This window comes from Mesorhizobium sp. B2-7-3 (assembly GCF_006440715.1).
In the GTDB taxonomy this organism is placed as follows: Bacteria; Pseudomonadota; Alphaproteobacteria; order Rhizobiales; family Rhizobiaceae; genus Mesorhizobium; species Mesorhizobium australicum.
Genome location: NZ_VFTY01000017.1, coordinates 36,769 through 56,557, shown reverse-complemented (window position 1 = coordinate 56,557; position 19,789 = coordinate 36,769). Strand labels below are relative to the sequence as shown.

17 protein-coding genes are annotated in these 19,789 nt (G+C 62.8%); 14 read left to right on the top strand and 3 right to left on the bottom strand.

Annotated features, from left to right (window positions below; translation table 11 throughout):
• Nucleotides 1–93: 93 nt before the first annotated feature.
• From FJW04_RS28100 to lpxB, 13 genes are all read left to right on the top strand, one after another.
• Nucleotides 94–621 (top strand): nuclear transport factor 2 family protein, encoded by a 528-nt coding sequence (locus FJW04_RS28100; protein ID WP_015317781.1) that lies wholly within the window; start codon nt 94–96, stop codon nt 619–621.
• A gap of 35 nt (nt 622–656) precedes the next feature.
• A complete protein-coding gene (locus tag FJW04_RS28095; protein WP_140718035.1) occupies nt 657–1,766 on the top strand; it encodes an aldo/keto reductase in 1,110 nt (369 codons plus the stop codon).
• 150 nt (nt 1,767–1,916) lie between these two features.
• The gene (gene pyrH / locus FJW04_RS28090) at nt 1,917–2,639 is read left to right on the top strand and encodes a UMP kinase (RefSeq protein WP_140718033.1); all 723 of its coding nucleotides are present in this window, start codon (nt 1,917–1,919) and stop codon (nt 2,637–2,639) included.
• 108 nt (nt 2,640–2,747) lie between these two features.
• Nucleotides 2,748–3,302, top strand: a complete 555-nt coding sequence (frr, locus tag FJW04_RS28085; RefSeq protein ID WP_015317784.1) for a ribosome recycling factor — start codon at nt 2,748–2,750, stop codon at nt 3,300–3,302.
• Nucleotides 3,303–3,334: 32 nt separating this feature from the next.
• Nucleotides 3,335–4,069, top strand: coding sequence for an isoprenyl transferase (locus FJW04_RS28080; RefSeq protein ID WP_140664120.1), 735 nt, complete (start codon nt 3,335–3,337; stop codon nt 4,067–4,069).
• Nucleotides 4,066–4,881, top strand: coding sequence for a phosphatidate cytidylyltransferase (locus tag FJW04_RS28075; RefSeq protein WP_140718031.1), 816 nt, complete (start codon nt 4,066–4,068; stop codon nt 4,879–4,881). The genes FJW04_RS28080 and FJW04_RS28075 overlap by 4 nt, the downstream gene beginning before the upstream one ends.
• A 94-nt stretch (nt 4,882–4,975) precedes the next feature.
• A complete protein-coding gene (gene rseP / locus FJW04_RS28070; protein WP_140718030.1) occupies nt 4,976–6,118 on the top strand; it encodes an RIP metalloprotease RseP in 1,143 nt (380 codons plus the stop codon).
• 217 nt (nt 6,119–6,335) lie between these two features.
• The gene (bamA, locus tag FJW04_RS28065; RefSeq protein ID WP_140718028.1) at nt 6,336–8,720 is read left to right on the top strand and encodes an outer membrane protein assembly factor BamA; all 2,385 of its coding nucleotides are present in this window, start codon (nt 6,336–6,338) and stop codon (nt 8,718–8,720) included.
• Between the two features lie 73 nt (nt 8,721–8,793).
• Complete coding sequence (gene lpxD / locus FJW04_RS28060) at nt 8,794–9,849, top strand: UDP-3-O-(3-hydroxymyristoyl)glucosamine N-acyltransferase (protein ID WP_140718026.1); 1,056 nt, start codon at nt 8,794–8,796, stop codon at nt 9,847–9,849.
• The gene (gene fabZ / locus FJW04_RS28055; RefSeq protein ID WP_015317790.1) at nt 9,842–10,309 is read left to right on the top strand and encodes a 3-hydroxyacyl-ACP dehydratase FabZ; all 468 of its coding nucleotides are present in this window, start codon (nt 9,842–9,844) and stop codon (nt 10,307–10,309) included. The genes lpxD and fabZ overlap by 8 nt, the downstream gene beginning before the upstream one ends.
• A 13-nt stretch (nt 10,310–10,322) precedes the next feature.
• Nucleotides 10,323–11,156, top strand: a complete 834-nt coding sequence (gene lpxA / locus FJW04_RS28050) for an acyl-ACP--UDP-N-acetylglucosamine O-acyltransferase (protein ID WP_140664109.1) — start codon at nt 10,323–10,325, stop codon at nt 11,154–11,156.
• A complete protein-coding gene (locus tag FJW04_RS28045) occupies nt 11,143–12,042 on the top strand; it encodes an LpxI family protein (protein ID WP_224719209.1) in 900 nt (299 codons plus the stop codon). Before lpxA ends, FJW04_RS28045 begins: the two co-directional genes overlap by 14 nt.
• Complete coding sequence (gene lpxB / locus FJW04_RS28040) at nt 12,035–13,213, top strand: lipid-A-disaccharide synthase (RefSeq protein ID WP_140718021.1); 1,179 nt, start codon at nt 12,035–12,037, stop codon at nt 13,211–13,213. The genes FJW04_RS28045 and lpxB overlap by 8 nt, the downstream gene beginning before the upstream one ends.
• Nucleotides 13,214–13,300: 87 nt before the next feature.
• Here lpxB and gltA read toward each other — a convergent pair whose 3' ends face one another.
• Complete coding sequence (gltA, locus tag FJW04_RS28035) at nt 13,301–14,623, bottom strand: citrate synthase (RefSeq protein WP_140718019.1); 1,323 nt, start codon at nt 14,621–14,623, stop codon at nt 13,301–13,303.
• 183 nt (nt 14,624–14,806) lie between these two features.
• Nucleotides 14,807–16,231, bottom strand: coding sequence for a glutamate--tRNA ligase (gltX, locus tag FJW04_RS28030; RefSeq protein ID WP_140718017.1), 1,425 nt, complete (start codon nt 16,229–16,231; stop codon nt 14,807–14,809).
• Nucleotides 16,232–16,334: 103 nt separating this feature from the next.
• Here gltX and FJW04_RS28025 point away from each other — a divergent pair, with 103 nt between their 5' ends.
• Nucleotides 16,335–18,788 carry a ComEC/Rec2 family competence protein gene (locus FJW04_RS28025; RefSeq protein ID WP_140718015.1) on the top strand — a complete coding sequence of 818 codons (2,454 nt, stop codon included), beginning with the start codon at nt 16,335–16,337 and terminating at the stop codon, nt 18,786–18,788.
• Here the strand turns inward: FJW04_RS28025 and lexA are convergent.
• Nucleotides 18,782–19,525: a transcriptional repressor LexA gene (gene lexA, locus FJW04_RS28020; RefSeq protein ID WP_015317797.1), complete on the bottom strand. Its 744-nt coding sequence runs from the start codon at nt 19,523–19,525 to the stop codon at nt 18,782–18,784. The two genes, FJW04_RS28025 and lexA, sit on opposite strands and share 7 nt — an antisense overlap.
• Nucleotides 19,526–19,789 lie beyond the last annotated feature (264 nt).

Sequence of the window (19,789 nt, the reverse complement as noted above, 5' to 3'; positions counted from 1 at the left end):
TGCGGACAATGCAATCTTATCGACGCCGAGGCAAAGGTCCACATTGTCGCCAACACATCGGCGATCGGGCTGATGGTATCGAGGAGAAGAGACATGAACGCCTTGAAACACGCTACCTTCGCCGCAGGGCTTGCCTTGGCGCCGCTCGACGCCGGCGGGGCCGAACCGATGGGCTGGCAGGCGCTTGCCGATGACCGCGCCATCATCCGCATCGCCGATGCCATCGACCGCGCGGTCGACGCGCAGGACTGGAAACGCGCGCGCAGCTATTTCGCGGATAGGGTCACCGCCGACTTCAGCAGCCTGTCCGGGCAGCCCGCGGCCAACATCGCCTCCGACGATCTGATCGGCGCCTGGGCCGGCAATCTCAAAGGCAGCAAGACCAGCCTGCATCTGCGCACCAATCACCAGGTCGTCCTTGAAGCGGACACGGCGACCGTTCTGTCGAACGGCTACGCCTGGAACCGGATGGAGGGCAATGGCGACCCGCTCTGGGAGGTCTGGGGCACGTATGAGCATCACCTCACGCGCTCCGCGGCTGGCTGGAAGGTCGATGGCTTCACCTTCCGCATGACGCATGAGCGCGGCAATCCCTGGGTCAAGGCGACACCTGGCCAATGACGCCCGCATCAACCGGACCAAGATCGGAAAAGACAATGACGATGAGCTACTACACACTCGGCAACAGCGGCCTGCGCGTCAGCCGGCTGGCACTGGGCACGATGACTTTCGGGACGGAATGGGGCTGGGGCGCGGACCGGGATACGGCGCGCGCGATGTTCGACGCCTATGTCGAGGCCGGAGGCAATTTCTTCGACACCGCCGACCTTTACACCGGCGGCACGGCCGAGACCTGGCTCGGTGAATTCGTGGCCGAGCGGGGCTTGCGCGACAAGGCGGTGATCGCCACCAAATTCACCATGAACTCGAACCCCGGCAATCCGAACGCCGGCGGCAATGGCCGCAAGAACATCATGCGTGCCGTCGACGCATCGCTGAAGCGGCTGGGTACCGACTATATCGATCTCTATCTCATGCATATCTGGGACAGGCTGACGCCGGCCGAAGAAGTGCTGCGTACGCTCGACGATCTGGTTCGGGCAGGCAAGATACGTCACATCGGCCTGTCCGACGTGCCGGCCTGGTATGCCGGGCGGGCGCAGGCGATCGCCGAACTGCGCGGCCATGAGCCGATCTCGGCGTTGCAGCTTGAATACTCCCTCGCGGAGCGTGCCATCGAGCATGAATTCGTGCCGTTCGGGACACGCCATGGCGCCGGCATCATGGTCTGGAGCCCGCTGGCAAGCGGACTGCTAAGTGGCAAATACCGCCCGGCGCAGGCGGGCAATGCCGGCCGGCTCGACGGCTTCCGCAACACCACCCACCCAGGCTTCCAGAAATTCAGCGAGCACAACTGGGCTGTGGTGGCGGAGCTGGAGAAAGTCGCCGCCGAACTCGGCCGCGGCATGGCTCAGGTCGCGCTGAACTGGGTGGCGACTCAGCCAGGAGTTGCCACCGTCATTCTCGGAGCAACGCGGCTTTCGCAGCTGCAGGATAATCTTGCGGCGCTCGATTTCTCCATACCGCCCGCGCCTCGCCAGCGCCTGGACAAGGTGAGCGGCACGCCGGCACCGTTCCCGCATTCTTATTTCGGTCCCGAGATCCAGGTCCGTGTCGCGGGCGGTGTCGTGACCGGCGACAAGCCGTCAGGCTACGCATTGCCGGTCGTGGTCGAAGGCGAGGCGGTTGCCATCAGCAGCAACTGATCCAGAAAGCCTGGAATTTTGCACAAGGGCGCGGCGTGACATCGCCGCGCCCTTCGTGTATCCGGTCAACCCGTCATGACAGCACCGCCGGGCGAAGCAGGGGGCGTTTTCGCCTTCAGAGCTTGCCACGCCGGAATTTCGAGGAACCAGATGACGGTCAAGCCCCGCTACCGACGTGTTCTGCTGAAAGCTTCGGGCGAAGCGTTGATGGGCGAACAGCATTTCGGCATCGACGTCTCGGTCGTCGACCGCATCGCCGGCGACATTGCCGAGGCCCGTGCGCTGGGCATCGAGGTGGGTGTCGTTATCGGCGGCGGCAATATCTTTCGCGGCGTGGCGGTCGCCTCCAAGGGAGGCGACCGCGTTACCGGCGATCACATGGGCATGCTTGCCACGGTCATCAATTCGCTGGCGTTGCGCACGTCGCTGAACAAGATCGGTGTCGATGCCGTCGTGCTGTCCGCAATTGCCATGCCCGAGCTTTGCGAGAGTTTTTCGCAGCGCCAAGCGACCGCCTACATGAACCAGGGCAAGGTGGTGATCTTCGCCGGCGGCACCGGCAATCCGTTCTTCACCACTGATTCGGCAGCGGCACTTCGCGCGGCCGAAATCGGCGCCGACGCGCTGTTCAAGGGTACCCAGGTCGACGGCGTCTATTCGGCCGACCCGAAAAAGGACCCGAGTGCGGCGCGTTTCGAGCGCATCAGCCACGCCGAAGTCATAAATCGCGGCCTTTCCATCATGGATACCGCTGCGATTGCACTTGCGCGCGAAAACAACATTCCGATAATCGTCTATTCGATCCACGAAAAGGGTGGTTTCGGCGATATTCTAAGGGGCGGCGGCCGCTGCACGGTCGTCGCGGACGAATGATCGGGGCCGATCCCTGGAAGGGGAAACCGGCTTTCGAACATCAGGCTCGAACACGGGGCCCTTGCCCCGAAGCAGTGAACCCGCGGCAAACGGGTCGAGGAGACTAAGATGAGTGGTGAGTACGACGATCTGAAGCGGCGCATGGATGGGGCCATCGCCGCGTTCAAGCATGACCTGGCTTCGCTGCGGACCGGTCGCGCCTCCAGCAATCTGCTCGATGCCATCCAGGTGCAGGCCTATGGCACCACCATGCCGATCAACCAGGTGGCCAACGTTTCGGTGCCGGAGCCGCGCATGATCTCGGTCTCGGTCTGGGACAAATCGATGGTCGGCGCGGTCGACCGCGCGATCCGGGAATCCAATCTGGGCTTCAACCCGATCGTCGATGGCACCAATCTGAGGATTCCGCTGCCGGAGCTCAACGAACAGCGCCGCAAGGAACTGGTCAAGATCTCGCACGGCTACGCAGAGAACGCCCGTGTCGCCGCGCGCCACGTGCGCCGCGACGGCATGGATTTCCTGAAGAAGGCGGAGAAGGACGGCGACATCAGCGAGGACGATCAGCGCAAGCGTTCCGACCAGGTCCAGAAACTTACCGACGAAACCATCAGCACCATCGATCATCTGCTTTCCGACAAGGAAGCTGAAATCATGCAGGTTTAGGGTTGGCCCTTGGCTGACCCGAAAGCGAGATCATGACAACGCCCGCGCATGTCGCGATCATCATGGATGGAAATGGACGCTGGGCCAAGGCGCGCGGTATGCCGAGGCTCGCCGGTCATCGCGCCGGCGTCGAGGCGCTGCGCAAGGCGGTGCGCGCCGCCCCCGGTCTCGGCATCTCCTTCCTGACCGTCTACGCTTTCTCGTCGGAGAACTGGTCGCGGCCGAAGTCCGAGGTCAGCGACCTTATGGGTCTGTTGAAGCTGTTCATCCGTCGCGACCTTGCCGAGCTGCACCAGAGCGGCGTACGGGTCAGGATCATCGGCGACCGCACAGGGCTGCAGGCGGACATCAGGGGGCTGCTCGACGAGGCCGAATCGCTGACGATCCACAACACCTCGCTGACGCTGGTGATCGCCTTCAATTACGGCGGGCGTGACGAGATCGTCCGCACGGCGCGCAAGCTTGCCGCGGCCGTGGCGCGCGGCGAAATGGACAGCGAGGCTATATCGGCTGAAAGCTTTGCCGGCTCTCTCGACACGCAAGGCATTCCCGATCCGGAGCTGGTCATCCGCACCAGCGGCGAACTGCGCCTGTCCAACTTCCTCTTGTGGCAGGCCGCCTACAGTGAACTCGTCTTCCTGCCGTGCTACTGGCCGGATTTCAACCGCGAGCATTTCGCCGAGGCCTTGCGCGAATATGCCGGCCGCGAGCGCCGCTTCGGCGGACTGGGGCCGCAGGACGTCGCTTCGCGGCCGGCCGCGGGATGAGCAACCTTCAGCTGCGCGTCATGTCGGCTGTCGTGCTGGCCATTGTGGCCCTCGGCCTGACCTGGCTCGGCGGCCTGCCGTTCCGGCTGCTGTGCGCCGTCATGGCGGCAATGATCTTTTACGAGTGGACACGCATGTCGCGGCCCGCCGCGGCCGACGGGCTTGGTTTTCTCCCGGAAGCGCTAATGGTCATTTTCGTCGGCGCCTTGATTGCCGGCCTGCCCGCACGGTGGCTGCTGCCGCTCGTTGTGATTCTGGTTGGGACAGCTGCGATCACCGCTGGAGTTCGCAAGATCGGCCAGTGGGACGCCGGCGGCCTTGCCTATGCCTGCATGTCGGGCCTGTCGCTTGCCCTGCTGCGCGACGGCGACCATTCGGGCCTTGTCGCCATCCTGTTCCTGTTCGCGGTCGTCTGGGCAACCGACATTTTTGCCTATTTCGTCGGGCGTGCCGTTGGCGGGCCCAAACTGGCGCCTTCGATCTCGCCAGGCAAGACCCGCAGCGGCGCCCTCGGCGGGGCGGTCGGCGGTGTCGTGGCAGGGCTTCTGCTTGCCGCCTTCGCCGGCGCCGGCAACCTGGCGTTGCTGGGTGTTGTGGCGCTGGTGCTGTCGATTGTCGCCCAGGCCGGCGACCTCTTCGAATCCTGGGTCAAGCGGCGTCACGGCCGCAAGGATTCTGGCGTGCTCATCCCTGGGCATGGCGGCGTCATGGACCGTGTCGACGGGCTTGTCGCGGCCGCTCTTGCCCTATACGTCATCGGCTGGATCGCGGCGGGCGCCGAGCATCCGGCACAGGGGCTGTTTCCCATTTGAACGGTGTCATTCCACGATCTGGCGCGGGCGCCTTGGATTCGCCTGTATTGATGTCACAGTCACGCAGCGACGCGGAAGAACTTGAGGGCCTGAATTGAACGAGATTCTTCACGCGATTTTCAGCACGGAAGGCCTCTTTCTCGGCACGCTCGTGCCGTTTCTCTTCGTTCTGACCGTCGTGGTGTTCGTTCACGAGATGGGCCACTATCTCGTCGGCCGCTGGTGCGGCATCGGGGTCAGGGCCTTCTCAATCGGCTTCGGTCCGGAGCTCATCGGCTTCAACGACAGGCATGGTACGCGCTGGAAGCTTTGCGCCATACCGCTTGGCGGCTATGTCAAGTTTGTGGGCGACATGAACGCCACCTCCAGCCAGCCGACATCGGAAGAACTCGAAACGCTGACCGACGAGGAACGCAAGGTTGCCTTCCACACCCAGGCGATCTGGAAGCGCGCGGCAACGGTGGTGGCCGGGCCGCTGTTTAACTTCCTGCTGACGATCGTCGTCTTTTCCGTGCTGTTTGCCGCGTATGGGCGTTATGTCGCGGAGCCGATGGTCGCGGAGGTTACAACAGACAGTCCCGCGGCCAAGGCCGGCATCTTGCCAGGCGACCGATTCGTCAGCGTTGACGGCAGCAAGGTCGAAACCTTCGGCGACGTGCAGCGGCTGGTCTCCGGCCGCGCCGGCGACACCATCACCTTCGTCATGCTGCGCGGCGGCAAGGAGATCACGGTGACCGCGTCGCCGCAGCTGATGGAGCAGGAGGACGCGCTCGGCAACAAGGTCAAGGTGGCCGTGATCGGCGTCGTCAACAACAAGGAACTCGGCCAGCCCCGCCTCATCACCTACACCCCGGTCGGAGCCGTTGCGGCGGCCGTTGCGGAAACCGGCCACGTCATCGAGCGCACCGGACAGTTCCTGCAGCGCTTCGCCGTCGGGCGCGAGGACAAGTGCCAGTTGGGTGGCCCGGTCAAGATCGCCGACATGGCCGGCAAGGCGGCCAAACTCGGTTTCGAATGGCTGGTGCAGCTCGTCGCGCTGCTGTCCGTTGGGATAGGCATTCTAAACCTTTTGCCGATTCCCCCCCTCGACGGCGGCCATCTGTTGTTCTACGGGGTGGAGGCCGTTATCCGCCGGCCGGTGTCGGAACGGATGATGGAAATGGCCTATCGGGCCGGTCTGCTTCTGGTGCTGTGCTTCATGGGGTTCGTGTTCTGGAACGATCTCTTTGGGTGCTGAAATCATGAAGGAATTTGGCCTGAGCATGGCGGATGTTGAGACGCCGTTTACCATGCACGGGGATATGAGTGACGCGAAAGCCACGCAACAGGGTTAAGTAAATACAAATTAACCAGAAGCCTTGCGTGTAGGGAAAATCCGGTTAATACGGTAGGGGAAATGACCGCACGTCCGGTTTTCTCGCCGTGGGGACTACGAGAAAAGGTTATTAAGCCCGATGAAGGCAGCATCCAAGTTTCTAAACGCCGCGTCAGCGGCGGCACTGTCCGCCGCTCTGGTCGTACCAGGTGCGCTCGCAGTGCAGTTCGTTGCCACATCGGCGGCCGAAGCCGCGGTCGTAAGCCGGGTGGAGGTGAGCGGCAACCAGCGTGTCGACGCCGATACCATCCGCAACTACATCACCATCAAGCCCGGCAAGGCCTTCTCCAGCTCCGATGTCGATAGCGCGGTCAAGGCGCTGTTCGGCACCGGCCTGTTCTCGGATGTCCAGATCAACCAGGTCGGCTCGACCCTGGTGGTCAAGGTTTCGGAATACAAGGTCGTCAACCAGGTGCTGTTCCAGGGCAACAAGAAGCTCAAGGACAATGCGCTTCAGGCAGCGGTTCAGCTGAAGCCGCGCGGCACGTTCTCTCAGGCTACGCTGGATTCGGATGTCGAGGCGGTCAAGGCCGCCTACAGGCGCATCGGCCGTGACGATGCCGGCGTGACCGCGCAGATCATGGAGCTCGGCGACAACCGCGTGAACGTGGTCTTCCACATCACCGAAGGCGATCGCACGCAGATCGCGGCAATCAATTTCGTCGGCAACAGCGCCTATTCCAGTCGCCGCCTGTCTGATGTGATCAACACCAAGCGCTCGTCCTGGGTCTCGTTCATCCTGCGCGACGACGTCTACGACGAAGACAAGCTGCGCGCCGACCAGGAGCTGCTGCGCCGCTTCTATTACAATCACGGTTATGCCGACTTCCAGGTCGTGTCCGCCGTCGGCGAGCTCGACAACGCGACCAACAAATACACGGTCACCATCACCGTCCAGGAAGGCGAGCGCTACAATTTTGGCGACATCAGCGTCGAAAGCACGATTCCGGAAGTCGACTCCAAGTCGCTGGAATCGGTGGTCGAAACCCGCAAGGGCGATGTCTACAATGCCAAGAACGTCGAAGACTCCATCATTGCGCTGACGGAGAAGGTGGCTGGTTCCGGCTATGCTTTCGCCCAGGTGACACCGCGCGGCGACCGCAACTTCGAGAACCACACGATCTCGGTGGTCTACACCGTCGACCAGGGCACCAAGGCCTATGTCGAGCGCATCGAGATCCGCGGCAACGACCGCACGCGTGACTATGTCATCCGTCGCGAATTCGATGTCAGCGAAGGCGATGCGTTCAATCAGGTGCTCATCCAGCGCGCGAAGAAGCGCCTGGAAGACCTGAATTATTTTGACAAAGTCGACATTTCGACCGTGCCTGGCTCGGCCCCTGACCAGGTCGTGCTGGTGGTCGACGTGGTCGAGAAGTCGACGGGTGAATTCTCGGTTGGCGCCGGCTATTCGACCGGCGGCGATTCGGCTGGACCGTCCGTCGAAGGATCGATCACCGAGCGCAACTTCCTCGGTCGCGGCCAGTTCATCAAAGTGTCGGCGGGTGGCGGCAAGAATTCGCGCGACTACAGCCTGTCCTTCACTGAGCCCTATTTCCTCGGGCGGCGCATCGCAGCCGGCTTCGACATTTTCAAGTCGACGCGGGAATACAACAACAATTACGACAGCGACACCACCGGCGCGACGATCCGCTTCGGACTGCCTATCACCAACAGCATCACGACCCAGTTGGCGTACAACATCTCGCAGGAGAAATATAAGGTCGACGATAGTTGCGGCCCTACCGATCCTCCAAATCCTCCCGGCGGCACCTGTAACATCTCGCAGGCCATCCTGGACGGCATCGATCAGAGTCCGTGGATCAAGTCCTCGGTCAGCCTGGGACTGGTTTATAATACGATCGACGACATGAAGAACCCGCATGAGGGTATCTACGCCAATACGACCGTGGAGGTCGCGGGTCTCGGCGGCGATGCCAAATTCGTGAAGATCACCGGGCGCGGCAGCATCTACCAGACGCTGTCCGAGCAGCTTGACCTTGTCGGCCTCCTTTCGGGTGGTGCAGGCCATGTCGAGGGTTACGGCAGCGACGGCGATCTGCGCATCTTCGACCACTTCCAGAGCACCGATCGAATGATCCGCGGCTTTGCCTACGGTGGCATCGGCCCCGTCGCTTCCGGCACCAGTGGCGATCACCTTGGCGGTACGACCTATTTCAACGCTTCGGCCGAGGCGCAATTTCCACTCCCGGTTATTCCCGAGAGCTTCGGCTTGCGTGGCGCGGTGTTCGCCGATGCGGCGACGCTCTACGGCAACAAGATTGCCGATCAGTCACTGGTCAATCAGGACTCGACCGGCTTGCAGATACGCGCCTCGGTTGGTCTCGGCCTGATGTGGGCGTCTCCGTTCGGCCCAATTCGTATCGACTATGCAATCCCGGTCAAAAAGGAAGCCACAGACGACGTGCAGGAATTCAACTTCGGCATATCGACCCGCTTCTGATCGGCGGCCAACGATGCTCCCGGGTTTTGGATCCGGGAGAAATGTTCCGACCTAGCTGGATATAGCTTCTGGAATGACCGATCCGGTGTTCTTCGCGCCATCACGCCGGTATACGGCGGCCGAAGTCGCGAATCTGACCGGCTCGGTGCTTGTCGATTCCGGCCAATCCGACGTTTTGATCGAAGCGCTGGCGCCGGCCAATGAAGGCGGCGCCAATGCGCTTGTCTTCGTCGACGGCAGGCGTAATTCCGCGCTGATGCCGTCGCTGCGGGCGGCGGCGGTCCTGTGCACGGCCGAATTCGCAAACAAGGCGCCTTCCAGCGTCGCTGTCTTGACTCATCCACGGCCGCAGCAGGCTTTCGCGCTGGTTGGGCGCCTGCTGTTCCCGACAGCCGCCACGCCGGGGCCAATGACCAGTGAAACCGGTGTTTCGCCGCATGCCCATGTCGATCCGACGGCGCATGTCGAAGCCGGGGCTATCATCGAGGCCGGCGCGGTCATCGGGCCTGGTGTCTCGATCGGCGGCGGCACAGTCATTGCGCCCAACGCCGTCATCGGACAGTCCTGCCAGATTGGCCGTGACGGTTATGTCGGGCCGGGCGCCAGTATCCAGTACGCTCTGATCGGCAATCGGGTCATCATCCATGGTGGCGCCAGGATCGGCCAGGACGGCTTTGGCTTTGTCGGCGGCGCCAAGGGGCCGGAACGTGTTCCACAGATCGGACGCGTCGTCATCCAGGACGATGTCGAGATCGGCTCCAATTCCACCGTCGATCGTGGCGCCATGTCCGATACGATCATCGGGCAAGGCACCAAGATCGACAATCTCGTTCAGATCGCCCATAACGTCCGCATCGGCCGCAATTGTATAGTGGCCGGGCTGTCGGGTATTTCCGGTTCCGTGGTGGTGGGTGACAATGTCACCATGGGCGGCGGTGTCGGGCTTGCGGATCATCTGACGATTGGTACAGGTGCCAAGCTTGCAGCCAGAAGTGGATTTATGAGCAATGTTCCCGCCGGCGAGATCTGGGGTGGCTATCCGGCGCAGCCGATGGCGGAAGCCATGCGAGAGATAGCCATGTTGCGCACGATGGCCAGGGCACGCAAGCAGGGCAAGGACAATGGCTGACATGGTGGCGGCGACAACGCTGGAAGCGGTCGACATATTGGGGCTGATGAAGCTCCTGCCGCACCGCTATCCCTTCCTGATGATCGACCGCATCGTGGACATCGACGGCGACGACTCCGCCATCGGCATCAAGAACGTGACCATAAACGAGCCGCATTTTCAGGGGCATTTCCCGGAGCAGCCGGTGATGCCTGGCGTGCTGATCGTCGAGGCCATGGCCCAGACGGCCGGAGCCATCTGCATCCGCAGCCTCGGGGCGTCAAAGCCATCGCTGGTCTATTTTCTGACCATCGACAACGCCAAATTCCGCAAACCGGTCGTCCCCGGCGACCAGTTGAAGATCCATGTCAAGAAAATCAAGAAGCGCGGCAACCTGCTCAAATTCGCCTGTGAAGCCCTGGTCGAAGGTACCAAGGCGGCCGAGGCCGAGATTTCAGCCATGATGGTCACCGGCGACTGACGATCGAGTGCCTATGAAAATCAAGACGTCAATCCATCCTTCCTCCGTCGTGGAAGAAGGCGCCCAGATCGGCCAGGGTGTGCGCATTGGGCCGTTCTGCCATGTCAGCGCCGATGCCGTGATCGGCGACGGGGTCGAACTGGTCAGCCATGTCTCGGTGATGGGCGCGACCACTATCGGGGCGTCGACCAAGGTCTATCCGATGGCGACACTGGGCGCACCGCCGCAAAACACCAAGCACAAGGGCGGCCGCACGACGCTGGTCATTGGCGCCAACTGCACCATCCGCGAAGGCGTGACCATGCATGTCGGCACCGACACCAGCCGTGGCGAAACCACGGTCGGCGACAATGGCAATTTCCTCGCCTACGCCCATATCGCCCATGACTGTGCCGTCGGCAACAACGCCACCTTCGCCAATGGGGCGACATTGGGCGGCCACTGCGAGATCGGCAACAACGTCTATATTGGCGGCCTCAGCGCCGTCCATCAATTCGTGCGCGTGGGTGACAACGCCTTTCTTGGCGGGTGCTCGGCTTTTGTCGGTGATGTCATTCCCTATGCCATCGCCGTCGGTAACCGCGCCAGCCTGCGCGGCTTGAACATCATCGGCCTCAAGCGCGCCGGTCTGCCGCGTTCCGAAATCCATCTGCTGCGCAAGGCCTACAAGACGATCTTCGACCGCTCCCGCACCGTGGGCGAGAACATCGAGTTCGCCAAGGTGGAGTTCGCCTCGTCGCCGACAGCGATGAAGATCATCGACTTCATCACCAGTCGCGGCAAGCGGCACTATGCGGTGCCATCGCTCAAGGGCGGCGATGGCGACGATGCCGATGACGAAGGCTGAGACAGCCGCGGCTGGTCTCGATCTCCCGCCTGGTGCCAGGGTCGGCATCATCGCCGGCGGCGGCAGCCTTCCGGTCGAAGTCGCTGCCGGTTTGGCCGGACAGGGTCATCCGCCCTTCGTCGTGCTCATGGACGGTGAGGCCGACCGCCTGGCTGAATTGTGCCGTTACGAGCATGAGACCCTTGCCCTGGAGGCGATAGGATCGCTCATTCCGCTGCTCAAGCGTAACCGGATTACGCATCTGGTGCTTGCCGGCGAGATTAAGCGCAGGCCAAGGCTGACACAGATGCGCCCAAGCCTCAGCCTGCTCGCTGTGATACCCGTCGTCGTCATGGCGTTGGCGCGCGGCGACGATGGACTGCTCAAGGTGGTGGCGCGCGGGCTCGAGGCCCGGGGGATAAAGGTCGTGGGCGCCCACGAGATCGTGCCGAACCTTGTCGCCGCCGAAGGGGTGTTGACCAGGGCCACGCCCCGGAAGTCGGACTGGCGCGACATCGAGGCAGGTTTTGCCGCGGCAAAAGCCATCGGGGCGCTGGATATCGGCCAGGCGGCGATCGCGGTCGGCGGCCGGACCATTGCGCTTGAAGGCATCGAGGGCACGGCCGGATTGCTGGACCGCGCCAGGCTGCTGCGCGGCCACGGCCGTATCGCCGGCAAGACGCGCGGTGTGCTGGTCAAATGCGCCAAGCCTGGCCAGGAGCTGCGCGCGGATCTTCCTTCCATAGGGCCCCAGACGGTAGAAGCAGCGCATGCGGCCGGGCTTGCCGGCATTGCCGTCGAGGCGGGACGCTCCCTAATCCTCGAAGCTCCCGCAACCCTCTCGCGTGCCAATGACCTTGGGCTGTTCATTGTCGGCCTGGCCGCAACGGAGTCAGGTCATGGCTGACAGGGCGCTGAAGATCGCGATCGTCGCGGGCGAGGAGTCAGGCGACCTGCTTGGCGCCGACATTGTCCAGTCGCTGCGCCAAATAACAGGACGCGAGGTGCAGCTCGTCGGCCTCGGTGGCCGCCACCTGCAGGCGCTTGGGCTGGTTTCGCCGTTCGACGCCAGCGAGGTCGCGCTGATGGGGTTCAGCGCCGTCCTGCGTGACCTGCCGCGCCTGATGCGGCGGATCGGTCAGCTGGCGGGGCTGGTTGCGGATGCCAAGCCGGACTGCCTCGTCACCATCGACAGCCCCGATTTTTCGCTGCGCGTCGCCAAAAAGGTGCGCGCCGCCAACCCGACGATCCCGATCGTCCACTATGTCTGCCCGAGCGTCTGGGCATGGCGGCCGGGCAGGGCGGTGGCGATGAAGCCGTATGTCGATCACATCCTGTGCATCCTGCCGTTCGAAGTGAAGGAGCTCGATCGGCTGGGTGGCCCGCCCGGCACCTATGTCGGCCATCGCCTGACGCATGATCCAGGCGTGCTGTCGGCCGCTAGGGCGCAGGCCCAGCCGCGTGATCTTTCACCAGACCGCGTGAAGACGCTGCTTGTCCTGCCCGGCTCGCGGCGCGGCGAGGTGCGACGGCTGCTCGAGCCGTTCGGCGAGACCGTGTCGATGCTGCGGGCACGCGGGCATCGGCTTCGGCTGATGTTGCCGACGGTGCCGCATGTCGCGGACACCGTACGATCCGCGGTCACGCGCTGGGATGAAAAACCCGAGATTATCCTGGAGCCGGAACGCAAATGGCAGGCCTTCGGCAAGGCCGACGCGGCGTTGATCGCGTCCGGCACCGTCTCCCTGGAACTGGCACTGTCCGGCGTGCCGATGATCTCTTGCTACCGTCTCGACCCTGTCGCACGCGCCGTGGCGCGATATCTCGTTTCGGTCTGGTCGGCGCTGCTGCCCAACCTGATCTCGGATCGCGCACTGATCCCGGAGTTCTACGACGAATACGTCAGGCCGAACAATCTGGCACGCCAGCTGGAAGCGCTGTTGGCCGACAGTGGCATGCGCGCCTGGCAGAAAGACGGGTTCGCCGAGATTTCACGGCGCATGGCAACGGACAAACCGTCCGGTGAGATCGCGGCGCAGGTGGTGATGAGGTGTATCAAGAGAGTGAGTAGGCAGTAGTGAGTGGTGAATAGTGAGTAGTGAGTAGTGAGTTAGAAAACTCTCTAACCTCACTACTCACTAACCACTACTCACTACTCACTTGTCTCAGCGCTTGGCGATCGGCACGTAGTCGCGCTCCGGCGCGCCGGTATAGAGCTGGCGCGGACGGCCGATCTTCTGGCGTGGATCCTCGATCATTTCCTTCCACTGGGCGATCCAGCCAACCGTGCGGGCGACCGCGAACAGCACGGTGAACATGGTGGTGGGGAAGCCCAGCGCCTTCAGCGTGATGCCGGAATAGAAGTCGACGTTCGGGTAGAGTTTCTTCTCGATGAAATAGGGATCGGTCAGCGCGATCTTTTCCAGTTCCATCGCGATGTCGAGCAGCGGATCGTCCTTGATGCCGAGTTCGCCCAGAACCTCATGCGCCGTCTTCTGCATGATCTTGGCACGCGGATCGTAGTTCTTGTAGACGCGGTGGCCAAAGCCCATCAGGCGGAATGGATCGTTCTTGTCCTTGGCGCGGGCGATGAATTCCGGGATGTGATCGACATGCCCGATCTCGCCCAGCATGTTGAGCGCCGCTTCGTTGGCGCCGCCATGGGCCGGGCCCCACAGGCAAGCAATCCCGGCGGCGATGCAGGCGAACGGGTTGGCGCCCGAGGAACCGGCGAGGCGAACGGTCGAGGTCGAAGCGTTCTGCTCATGATCGGCATGCAGGATGAAGATACGCTCCATGGCGCGCGCCAGCACCGGGTTGATCTTGTACTCCTCGCACGGCACGGCAAAGCACATGTGCAGGAAGTTTGCCGCGAAACCGAGATCGTTCTTCGGGTAAATAAAGGGCTGGCCGATGTGGTACTTGTAGGCCATGGCCGCGATCGTCGGCATTTTGGCGATCAGGCGCATGGAGGCAACCATGCGCTGGTACGGGTCGGAGATGTCGGTCGAGTCATGATAGAAGGCCGACAGCGCGCCAACCACGCCGCACATCACCGCCATCGGGTGCGCGTCGCGGCGGAAGCCGGTGAAAAAGCGCGACATCTGCTCGTGCACCATTGTGTGGCGCGTTACGCGGTAGTCGAAATCGTCCTTCTGCGCCTTGGTCGGCAATTCGCCGTAGAGCAGGAGGTAGCAGACTTCGAGGAAGTCGCCATGTTCGGCCAACTGGTCGATCGGATAGCCCCGATGCAGGAGGATGCCGGCGTCGCCATCGATGAAGGTGATTTCCGACTCGCAGCTTGCCGTCGAGGTGAAGCCCGGGTCATAGGTGAAGGCGCCGATGGTGCTGTAGAGCGAGGCGATGTCGATGACGTCAGGTCCGACCGAGCCGCTTCGCACCTTGAATTCGTGAGTCTTGCCGGCGAATTCCAGCGTTGCCGTGGCCTCTTGGCCGCCCACATCCAGTTTTTTCGCAGCTTCGGTCATTGCAAACTCCTTCTTGTTTCCTCATGCCGGCAAAGGCAAATTCCGCAGAGCGACACGTCGAAATCACCGCAATGCGCGTATTCGCCACCGCATTCTAGGAGGTGCGTGCCAGATTGGGCCAAGGCCTAATGTTGCACTGCGAAACCCGCCTTTCAATGCCAATCTTCTTGGGCCAGTTTGCTCCTAATCGATTTGATCCGCTACGCGCGCCAGGCTTTCCTCACGCCCCAGAACGGCAAGCACGTCGAATACGCCCGGTGACGTGCTCTTGCCGGTCAACGCAGCCCGCAACGGCTGGGCCACGGCGCCAAGCTTGTGCCCGCCAGCCAGCGCAAAGTCGCGGATCGCGGCCTCGGCCGTGGCCGCCGTCCAGTCGCCTGACAGCGACTTCAAAGCTTCGTGAGCGCCACGCAGGATCTTGCGCGCGTCGTCATTGAGCAGGAGTGCCGCCTTGTCGTCGATCGGCAGCGGCCGCGCGGCAAACAGGAAGGCGGCGCCGTCGACAAGCTCGACCAGCGTCTTGGCGCGCTCCTTCAGGCCTGGAAGTGCTGCCAGCAGCTGCGCCTTGTTCTTCTCGTTGAGCCGCGCCGCCATCGCCGGGCCGCCCTCCAGATAGGGCAAGGTGGCGATAAAGATATCGAACAGCTCGGTGTCGGCCATACGTCGCATATGCGCGCCGTTGATCGCTTCCAGCTTGGCGAAATCGAAGCGCGCCGCGCCCTTGTTGACGTCGCCAATGTCGAACCACGAGACCATGTCCTCGATCGACATGATCTCGTCGTCGCCATGGCTCCAGCCGAGCCGCGCAAGATAATTGAGCAGCGCCTCCGGCAGATAGCCCATGGCGCGATAGGCTTCGACGCCGAGCGCGCCATGGCGCTTCGACAGCTTGGCGCCGTCGGCGCCGTGGATCAGCGGGATATGCGACATCGACGGCACGTCCCAGCCCATGGCGTTGTAGATCACGGTCTGGCGGGCGGCGTTGGTCAGGTGATCGTCGCCACGGATGATGTGGGTGACGCCCATGTCGTGATCGTCGACGACGACGGCATGCATGTAGGTCGGGTTGCCGTCCGAACGCAGGATGATGAAGTCGTCGAGATCCTTGTTGGGGAAGCGCACGTCTCCCTGGACCCGGTCCTGCACCACCGTCTCGCCCTCGGCCGGTGCCTTGATGCGGATGGCGCCCCTGACGCCGGACGGCGCCTCCGACGGGTCGCGGTCACGCCAATGGCCGTTATAGCGTGGCGGTAGGCCCTTGGCACGTGCAGCTTCGCGCATTGCCTCGAGCTCGGCTGAAGTCTCGTAGCTGTAATAGGCCTTGCCCAGGCGCACCAGCTCCTCGGCCACCTCGCGATGGCGCGGCGCGCGCTCGAATTGGGAGACCGCGTCACCGTCCCACGAAAGGCCAAGCCAGGTCAGGCCATCGAGAATGGCCGATGTGGCCGCATCGGTCGAACGCTCGCGATCGGTGTCCTCGATGCGCAGCAGCATCGTGCCGCCGGTATGCTTTGCATAGAGCCAGTTGAAGAGCGCCGTGCGCGCGCCGCCGATGTGCAGATAGCCGGTCGGCGAGGGGGCAAAACGGGTGATGACCTTGTCGGGCATGGAACTCTCGGAAAACGTCTGAAGCTGGGTGCGGAGCGTGCGGACTTTCGCGCGTTGCGCGTTCATGTAGCATAGGACGTCGAGGGTGCAAGGGGCAGACCCGATGACTGGACGAGGCCGGGGCTCGGATCGGGGCGAGGATGCCGCTATCGGCGTCAGCGAGCGATCCCTGTTTGCGGCGCCTGCGACGATCCCACTGCCATCTCCGCTCGTGGCTGCGCCCGAAACCAGGTCGCTGCAGGCAGGTGGGCAGGAGCCGGCGCCGGCTCCTGCCGCGGGCAGGATCGCGCGCGTGCGCCGGCAAGTCGGCCTGGTATCCTTGCCTCGCCTGCGCCATGGCGTGGCCAAGGCGGCGGAGCTCGAACTCGACCGGGGCATCGCGTTCCTGCTGGTGCCGGTCTGTCTGGCCGTTGGGGCAATCGCCTATTTCTCGCTGGCATCCGAGCCCGACTTTGCAAAACCCGTCGCGGTCGTGGTGCTGATGGCGGTCTGTGTTTTCGTCTCGCGTTCCTGGTCGAAAACCCAGCTGTGTTTCATGGCAGTGCTGTTGTGCGCGCTGGGCCTGCTCGCGGCGAAGGTCGAAACATGGCGAGCCGGAACCCGGATGCTGGGTTCGGAAATCTCCACGCAATTGACCGGCCGCGTGGTCTCGCTCGAAGAGATGGAGAGCGGCCGCATCCGGCTGACCATGGACGTGATTTCGACCGCCCGGCCGAAACTGCGCTATGCACCGGAAAGGGTCCGGCTTTCCGCACGCAAGATACCGCCGGGAATGACCGCCGGCTCGCTCATCACAGGCTACGCCAAACTGTTGCCGCCGACCGGCCCGGTGCGGCCGGACAGCTACGACTTCTCTTTCGACAGCTATTTCGCCGGCATCGGCGGCAGCGGCTTCTTTCTCGGCAATCCGACGGTTGTTTCCGCCGACGACGGTGAGATGCCGCTATCGGCTCGCCTTTTTTCAGGCATCGAAAATGCCCGCGAATCCATCGCCGACCACATCAGGGGCAGCGTCGGCGGCGCTGAAGGCGAGATCGCGGCGGCGCTGATCGTCGGCGTGCGCGCCGGCATACCCGATGAAATCAATGAAGCGATGCGGCGTACCGGCATCTATCACATCATCTCTATTTCGGGACTGCATATGGCGCTTGTGGCCGGCACCATCATGGGTCTGCTGCGTGGTGCCTTCGCGCTGTTTCCAGACTTTTCCGCGCGCCGGCCGGTGAAGAAATACGCGGCCGCCGCCGCACTGTTCTCGATCGCGGCCTATCTCATCATTTCCGGTGTCGTCGTTGCCGCCGAACGCAGCTTCATCATGCTGGCGGTGATGCTGATTGCCGTCTTCTTCGATCGCGCTGCCCTGACCATGCGCAATCTGGCGATCTCGGCGATCGCCGTCATCCTGGTCTCGCCTCACGAGGTCGTCGGCCCGAGCTTTCAGATGTCGTTCGCCGCGACCGCGGCCCTGGTTGGCGCTTATGCCGGCTGGGCCGATCACCATGCGGGAAAGACGCGGCCACCGCCGCCAAAGCGATCCCTGGCGGGGTTCCTGACGCGAAAATTCCTGCTGGCGACAGGAGGATTGGCCATGACGTCCATTATCGCCGGCAGCGCCACGGCACTGTTTGCCATCTGGCATTTCCAGCGGGTATCGCCGCTCAGCCTGTTCGCCAATCTGGCCGTGATGCCGATCGTGTCGGTCGTGATGTTCCTGGCCGTCGCCAGCGCCCTGCTGATGCCATTCGGACTGGATTGGCCGGCTCTCTATCTCATGGGCAAGGGCCTGACAGCTATGATCGCCGTGTCGGCGTGGATATCGGAGCGCTCTCCGGTCGATGGAGTCGGGCTGATTTCGCAGCAATCCGTGCTGCTGGTCACCGTCGCGCTGGCAATCGCGACGATGGCGACGACATGGCTGCGGCTCGCGGCGCTGCCATTCGCGCTTGCCGGCCTGTTGATTGTGTCGCACACACGCGCGCCCGATGTGCTGATCTCGGAAGATGCGCGGCTGGTCGCGCTGCCGATCGGCAATGGCGAACTGGCCGTCAACCGGGAACGTCCGAACGAATTCGCAACCGACAACTGGAAGCGCGCCCTGATCTCCGAAACAATCGTCAAACCGGAAATGTTCGACACGACAGACAGGCAATTCGATGTTGCCAGTCCCACCGACCTGCCGCCGGGATCGCCCTTCTACTGCCGCGAAGGCCTGTGCCTTGCCAGGCACCCTTCCGGCGCGATCATTGCCTATGTCGAGGACCGCAAGACCACCTGGAAAGCCTGCGCTTTCGCCGACCTGATCATCGTCAACGACGCAACCGCCTATGACGCCTGCCATAATCCACTGGTTCTCGTCGTCACCAAACGGCAGCTCGCCCGCAAGGGAAGCGCTGCCGTCTTCTTCAATCCCCAGTCGGCCACGACCCGGGCCGCGATCGCATTCGCCATCGACGGACCATACCGGCCCTGGCACGAACAGCGAAAATTCTCACGCGAGGCGAGGGGGCTGCCGCCGTACAAAAAACCCGACAAGCCCGATGGCAAGCCGGCTCAGTAACGCCTGATCAACCCGACCAGCTTGCCTTGCACCTTGACCCTGTCCGGCCCGAAAATGCGCGTTTCGTAGGCTGGATTGGCGGCCTCGAGCGCGATCGAAGCGCCTTTGCGGCGGAACCGCTTCAGTGTCGCTTCCTCTTCGTCGACCAGTGCCACGATAATTTCGCCCGGGCTTGCCGTGTCGGCATTGCGGATAATGACCGTGTCTCCATCGAAGATACCAGCCTCGATCATCGAGTCGCCCTTGACCTCCAACGCATAGTGCTCGCCGCCCATGATCATGTCCGGCGGCACCGAGATCGAATGCGTCTGATGCTGGATGGCATCGATCGGCACACCGGCGGCGATACGGCCCATGACCGGGATGGACACGGCTGAAACCGCATCGTCGTCGTTGCCGGCCGCGGGCAGGCGCGAAGGCGCAGCGGCCGGCCTGATCTGGCGTCCGAGACTGCCTTGGCCAAGGCTGCCTTGGATGACGCTTGGCGAGAACTTCTTTGCCGCATTGAGGCCCGGCGCGATCGAGTCCGGCAACCGCAGCACTTCCAGCGCGCGCGCCCGATTGGGTAGCCGGCGAATGAAGCCGCGCTCCTCCAGCGCCGTGATCAGGCGATGGATCCCCGACTTGGAGGCAAGATCGAGTGCTTCCTTCATCTCGTCGAAGGAAGGCGGTATCCCGCTTTCCTTGAGCCGTTCGTGGATGAACATCAGCAGTTCATGTTGCTTGCGTGTCAGCATGGCGGCCCCCAAGACATTGAACGAAAGGTTGAACCAGAATCGAAAAAACAAACCCAGAACAAACACTATCTGTTCCAGTTGTGTTCTGCAACCGTTTAAAGTTTAATGAATTTGTTAAGGGGTCTGAAGTTTTTTGCCCGCGACGGCGGGCGGCAACCAGTCCTTTCCGCCGTCGGCAGGCGCATTGAAATCGTTTTGGTTAATGGCCTGTGGCCCATCCGCCGACGAGGCTTTGGCATCAGTTAGTTGGAAGGCTTCTCCTCG

Coding starts and splice junctions, on each gene's coding strand:
- FJW04_RS28100 (WP_015317781.1), top strand. CDS start 94: ATGAACGCCTTGAAACACGCTACCTTCGCCGCAGGGCTTGCCTTGGCG.
- FJW04_RS28095 (WP_140718035.1), top strand. CDS start 657: ATGACGATGAGCTACTACACACTCGGCAACAGCGGCCTGCGCGTCAGC.
- pyrH (WP_140718033.1), top strand. CDS start 1,917: ATGACGGTCAAGCCCCGCTACCGACGTGTTCTGCTGAAAGCTTCGGGC.
- frr (WP_015317784.1), top strand. CDS start 2,748: ATGAGTGGTGAGTACGACGATCTGAAGCGGCGCATGGATGGGGCCATC.
- FJW04_RS28080 (WP_140664120.1), top strand. CDS start 3,335: ATGACAACGCCCGCGCATGTCGCGATCATCATGGATGGAAATGGACGC.
- FJW04_RS28075 (WP_140718031.1), top strand. CDS start 4,066: ATGAGCAACCTTCAGCTGCGCGTCATGTCGGCTGTCGTGCTGGCCATT.
- bamA (WP_140718028.1), top strand. CDS start 6,336: ATGAAGGCAGCATCCAAGTTTCTAAACGCCGCGTCAGCGGCGGCACTG.
- lpxD (WP_140718026.1), top strand. CDS start 8,794: ATGACCGATCCGGTGTTCTTCGCGCCATCACGCCGGTATACGGCGGCC.
- fabZ (WP_015317790.1), top strand. CDS start 9,842: ATGGCTGACATGGTGGCGGCGACAACGCTGGAAGCGGTCGACATATTG.
- lpxA (WP_140664109.1), top strand. CDS start 10,323: ATGAAAATCAAGACGTCAATCCATCCTTCCTCCGTCGTGGAAGAAGGC.
- FJW04_RS28045 (WP_224719209.1), top strand. CDS start 11,143: ATGACGAAGGCTGAGACAGCCGCGGCTGGTCTCGATCTCCCGCCTGGT.
- lpxB (WP_140718021.1), top strand. CDS start 12,035: ATGGCTGACAGGGCGCTGAAGATCGCGATCGTCGCGGGCGAGGAGTCA.
- gltA (WP_140718019.1), bottom strand. CDS start 14,623: ATGACCGAAGCTGCGAAAAAACTGGATGTGGGCGGCCAAGAGGCCACG.
- gltX (WP_140718017.1), bottom strand. CDS start 16,231: ATGCCCGACAAGGTCATCACCCGTTTTGCCCCCTCGCCGACCGGCTAT.
- FJW04_RS28025 (WP_140718015.1), top strand. CDS start 16,335: ATGACTGGACGAGGCCGGGGCTCGGATCGGGGCGAGGATGCCGCTATC.
- lexA (WP_015317797.1), bottom strand. CDS start 19,525: ATGCTGACACGCAAGCAACATGAACTGCTGATGTTCATCCACGAACGG.